This is a genomic window from Paraburkholderia sediminicola (genome assembly GCF_046026895.1).
Lineage (GTDB): Bacteria > Pseudomonadota > Gammaproteobacteria > Burkholderiales > Burkholderiaceae > Paraburkholderia > Paraburkholderia sediminicola_C.
This window is the reverse complement of the sequence record NZ_JAQQEU010000165.1, coordinates 1-4,892: the sequence shown is the minus strand read 5'-3', so window position 1 is coordinate 4,892 and position 4,892 is coordinate 1. Positions and strand designations below refer to the sequence as shown.

Annotated in this window: 4 protein-coding genes; 1 reads left to right on the top strand and 3 read right to left on the bottom strand. The window is 57.6% G+C overall.

All coding sequences use genetic code 11. The features are described from left to right. Positions 1–18 precede the first annotated feature (18 nt). Positions 19–345 carry an H-NS family nucleoid-associated regulatory protein gene (locus tag PQR02_RS39620; RefSeq protein ID WP_408243257.1) on the bottom strand — a complete coding sequence of 109 codons (327 nt, stop codon included), beginning with the start codon at positions 343–345 and terminating at the stop codon, positions 19–21. A 123-nt stretch (positions 346–468) separates the two neighbouring features. Continuing rightward, positions 469–2,154: a hypothetical protein gene (locus tag PQR02_RS39615; protein ID WP_408243256.1), complete on the bottom strand. Its 1,686-nt coding sequence runs from the start codon at positions 2,152–2,154 to the stop codon at positions 469–471. A gap of 940 nt (positions 2,155–3,094) precedes the next feature. Here PQR02_RS39615 and PQR02_RS39610 point away from each other — a divergent pair. Continuing rightward, positions 3,095–3,541, top strand: a complete 447-nt coding sequence (locus PQR02_RS39610; RefSeq protein WP_408243255.1) for a hypothetical protein — start codon at positions 3,095–3,097, stop codon at positions 3,539–3,541. A 246-nt stretch (positions 3,542–3,787) separates the two neighbouring features. On the opposite strand, the gene PQR02_RS39605 is transcribed toward PQR02_RS39610, so the two are convergent. Beyond that, positions 3,788–4,684, bottom strand: coding sequence for an H-NS family nucleoid-associated regulatory protein (locus PQR02_RS39605; protein WP_408243254.1), 897 nt, complete (start codon positions 4,682–4,684; stop codon positions 3,788–3,790). Between the last annotated feature and the right edge of the window lie 208 nt (positions 4,685–4,892).

Below are 4,892 nucleotides of genomic sequence, written 5' to 3'. Positions count from 1 at the left end.
GACGGAGCCATCGACCGTTCAAACTATCAAAAACTTCCCCCGGTCCTTGGCACCAGCCAGCCACGCGGGCGCCCGTCCACGCCCGCTCCAAGTCGCACCACTCTTGGGGTCACGGTAAAGCGCCGGCTGCGGACCTTTCGGCTGGCCCTTGGTAGAAGTCGCACCAACTGCCTTCGAGCCCTTCTTCACTGCAGCCTTCTTCGCCTTGCTCACAACATCTGCGTCCGCCGCAACAGTCGCTTCAGCACCACCTGCTATCAGGAATTTACTGCGGTCTTTGACGTCTTTAACCCAAGCCGGCGGGCGGGCGTGACCGCTCCACGTTTCGCCAGTTTTGGGATTGATGTATTTGGACAGACAGCGGTGCCTTCCCCGTGCGAGGGCGGCGGCCGGGCCGCCGTCTGTGGTGAGAAGCCGATACGCGGCCGCAGTTTCTTCGCGACACTTGCCGACGCAAGCATAGCCGGGTCAGTAAGGCCACTCCGCTCTCTGACCGTCGGGATTTATGATGACGAACAGGTGCCTATGAAACGTTGGTTGTCCCGCCGAACCAGCGGCACCAGCCGAGGCCGGTGCGGGTGGTGCCGCTGGTGCGAAAGCTTCTTTCGGCGCATTTACCATTTTCACAGTCAATTTTTTAAAGAGCGTAGCGTCTCCGTCTTGGTCAGCCGAGTCTGCTTCTGCGGTCGCGCCAACAAGGGGTTTTTCTGTCGGCTCCTGCGTACCATCTCCTACTTTGAAGGAAAAGGTTGCATTTTTCGCAAGGCCGGTCCCTGTAAGGGTCCAAGTAGCCTCATTTTTCACGGTTGAGAATTCGGCTTTTACGTCGGTCAACACGGGACCAGTCTTGCGGACTATCTTCCCGCCGACGTAGCCCGCAGCGCTGATTCCCGCTAACTGAAGAAATCCCTCGGGCAATTTCGGCAGCGTTTCAATCGTTGCAGGGTCAAGCGCAAGGGTGTACACGATGAAGCCCACCGCGCCGACTATCGTCCACAAGAAGAACTGGGCGCGCTCCGGAGCAACGATGCCTCCCACAGAATAAAAGTCGCGGAAGGAAGGAGAAAATGGGCCAGCCGATTTGCCTCCCTTCACCGCGGCTACACCTCCGGCGGCGACGCTCGTCCCGACGGAGATTAGAAGAACGCCCGGCAGGCCGTTGGGGATATCCGAAAATGTCGCCATACCCTGAATCAAACTACGGGCGACGCTGAGATACACCCACCCGAACAATGCGACAAAGGTCCAGATTACAAGTTGAAGCCGGGACAAGCTGTAGGTATTTGAGTCGAAGTCGACGAAAATGGTTCTCCATCCACGAATTCTCTCAGTCGGAGTGGACGGCACATCGACCTGTTTCCTATTGCCGAAGTAGGAAATGCCAAGCACGACCGCGAGTACGCCCAGCGCGAATGTGCGCGGCGTCCACCTTCCAAAGGGGGACATCAACAAGGTTACTGGGTTGGAAACCACGTTCGCCACTTGCACATCCAACTTCACCTTGCCAGATAAAGCTTGCGGTAGCCCCTCGACCGTAATAGTAGTTTCAGTCCCAGAGACAGAGAGCCTCGGAGCACAGTAGCGACTTTTGTCTGGGTCGCAGTTGCTAAGTGGAACCCCATCGACGCGAATTACATTCTCTTCGGCGGGTTGCTCGCTAATCGCCGCAGGCGTCCCGGCGCTCCTCGCGAATCCAGTCCCGTATATCTGAAGGGCAGCGTAAGTGTCCTTCCCTTCCGGGTAAAGTGCGGACTTTGATAGAGTCGTTATGACGGGAGCGGCCCGCCTAACTACAAGCTCTGACGTCGAGTAGAAATAGGTTTTCCTGTCGGCGGTGAGTCGCACTCGATACGACCCGGGCGTGAGGGTGGGAGGCACGAAAAACTTCACAGACTTACTTGTCGACTCCTCGGTGAAGACTGCGTGGGGCCTGGCACATTTGTCGTCGATGTCCTCGCATAATTCGACGGTTGCAATAACAGGCAGATTCTCGCCGTCGAGATTGACTTGCTTCCCGCGCCCCGTGTCAGCCGGTACGAGCGCTCCAGGTTTAGGCGTGGCTTCGCTTGCGCCCGCAGGCGGTGCTGCACCATCGGCACGAGCGTTCGGGGCGCAGACGACTAGAAGAGCCAATAAAACCGAGACTGCCTTCATAGTTGTCTCCAATCGGCCAAAAGGAACCGACAAGCAAATAAAGCGCAAGTTTGTGCAGATGGTCTACGCTCGTAGGTGCCAGCCGTCTGTGTGATAACCCACAGTAAAAGTGCGGACATCAGCGTGGAGCACCCGTCAGCACCCGTCAACCATGTAGACGTTTCCGACTGACCTCAAACCACCTATCGCCGTTCTCGATACGTAGTCTCGGAGGACGACAAGTTCGACGCACGGTATCGCGCGCGTTTTGAGAGAGACTCCCAGGTTCGTCCCGCGGCGCTGTGGATGGCTTCTCTGTTGCGAAGTATCGACTCCCCGACAGGATACTTAACGCCTCCTTCGCTGGCGGCAGTCGAAGGTTTGTGATTCAACTGAGATGTCTGAAGGTACCCTCGGAAAAATCAGTTCCCTTCGGCACGCGGGTACAGTGAAACCATTGGACGCCGCGCCGGAATCCGCGGTGCACCGAACCGGCGGGAGACTTCGTCATGCAGGTACTCGGAAAACTGGAAAGGCAGCCTCTCATGGTTCTGTTCGAAGTATGACTCGAGCGCAGGTTTCGCGAGGAATTGCTCAAGTGCAGCACTTGAGCAGCTGAACAATTCGGCAAGACTTGTGACAGCTGTACCTCTTGATTCGCAGTCAAGGTTCATGTCGGTTTGGCTGTTGAAGAGGTGGCCTGAGAACGGAAGCGATGGGTCCGGGCGAATCATTCCTGAAAGTAACTCCGGGAGTACCAGGCTTCAGTCCCGCAACGTTGTATGTTCCTCCAATTGTAAGGGCCCTCTTACCACGTAACTGCGACGGCTGTCGATAGTTTGGGCGACAGTGCTACCAATCCCATGCACTGCGAAACAGCAATTAAAGTGCGCACAGCAAAGCGACGGTAGGATTGGCGACAGCAGCGGTGAGGTATCATCGCTCACCATAGGACAATCTGATGTCTGTAGATGCCGGCTGGTTTAGCCAGATTGAACACGAGTGGGCACAACTTCGCCAGGGCGCCCCGTCACTCGACGTGGAAAGGTTCTTCCGGCACGTTGTGTCAGCATACAAAGTCGGGTTTCTCTCTCTCGAATCCATCGCCGCTATCGCGAATGGGCTGCTCACAAGCCCGCTATTGGGCGCGGCTTACCTCGGCCGGCGTCTGCTTGTACGGGTTGGCCCTCACCGGCACCCTTCTCTTCGGGTCGCGCTTGCACTGTCTCTAGTCACCGAGACAGGTGGGCCAGCAGATTTCGAGACCGGGCACGTCATTCTGGGCGACGTGCTGAAAGACGATACAGCGAGCGAGCCCCTGCGAGGCCTGGCGGCAGCAGCTATTGCGGACAGTGCGCGGCTTGGCCGCGGCATGGACGCCGACCTCGAGATGGCCAAGGACATGTAATGCCACGGCCCTAGAGCTTGGACACCGGGCGGCCGCATACAACCTTGGCTTGTACTGGGAGGGGCACTGGGAGAGGCATGCTCCTGGCGACGTCGTCCCGGACCGCGCAAAGGCGGCACAAGCCTACAAGCGCGGTGGTTCGAACGCAAAGTGCGCCGCCCGTCTCGACGCATTGCGGGCCCGTTAGCGGTAGGCCACGACAACCACTCCTACCGACGCAACGCAAAGCGAGCTTTTTGTGCTCGCTTACACGGCCGCTTGAGCAGCAGCTTCCGGTGCCGCAGTGACACCCGCCTTCGTAACCACCTTTTTGGCGGCAACCGATTTCTTCGCCTGTGCCTTCTTCGCCGCCTTATTCACAATCGGCGTCGCCCCGTTGGCTACAATTTTCTTAGCGGTTGCACTTTTAGTCGCGGCAATCTTTCTCTTCGCCGGTGCCTTAGTAACAACTTTCCTTGCCGCTGTTGCCTTCTTCGCCACGACCGTCTTGGTCGCGGCCTTCTTTCCGGCAGCCTTCGGCTTGCTCGCCTTGTTGCCCAAACCAGCGTCCGTCGCAGCCGCCGCCGCACCATCAATCAAAAACCTCTTCCGGTCTTTGACACCAGCCAGCCACGCCGGAGCGCGTCCACGGCCGCTCCATGTCGCACCGGACTTGGGGTCAAGATAAAGCGCCGGCTGCGGGCCTTTGGGCTGCCCCTTGCCACCAGTCGCACCAACCGTCTTCGGCGCCGCCGTCTTGACCGCAACCTTCGCCTTGCTCACAACACCTGCACTCGCCGCGACCGCCGCTTCAGCGCCGCTTGCAATCAAGAATTTATTCCGGTCTTTGGCTTCAGCAATCCAGGCGGGGGCGCGACCGCGGCCAGACCACGTTGCTCCCGTTTTGGGATGCTGATACTTCGGCGCTGCTTTGCCTTTGACACCGTCAGAGGCATTCGCTTTGACGTGGTCGGCGCTCCCATTCGACGCTTTCGCTTGGCGCTTCGCCTTTGCTTTGGCCTCGATATCTTCTGTCGTCAAACCGTGCTTCAGCATGATGTCGCGGATTTGGTCGACGGCCGCTTGAGTTTTCTTTGAAATCAATGCGTCGGCTTGCGCCCGCAATTGCTTCATCGTTGCCTGAATCTGTTCTAGTTTTGCCATATGGAACCCCTTTGTTGTTGATTAACTGTGCGTACTATGCCACAGGCATGGTGGCTGACACATATTGCGCTATCCAACAATAGCGGCGGTTACAGACGCGTCGTCATTCTCTATAAAAGATGACTTGATAAACTGGAGGTTTTGCATAGACGGCGGGGAAAGCGCGTGCGCCTCGATGAATATTACAAACGACTTGGCTTGCCGAGCT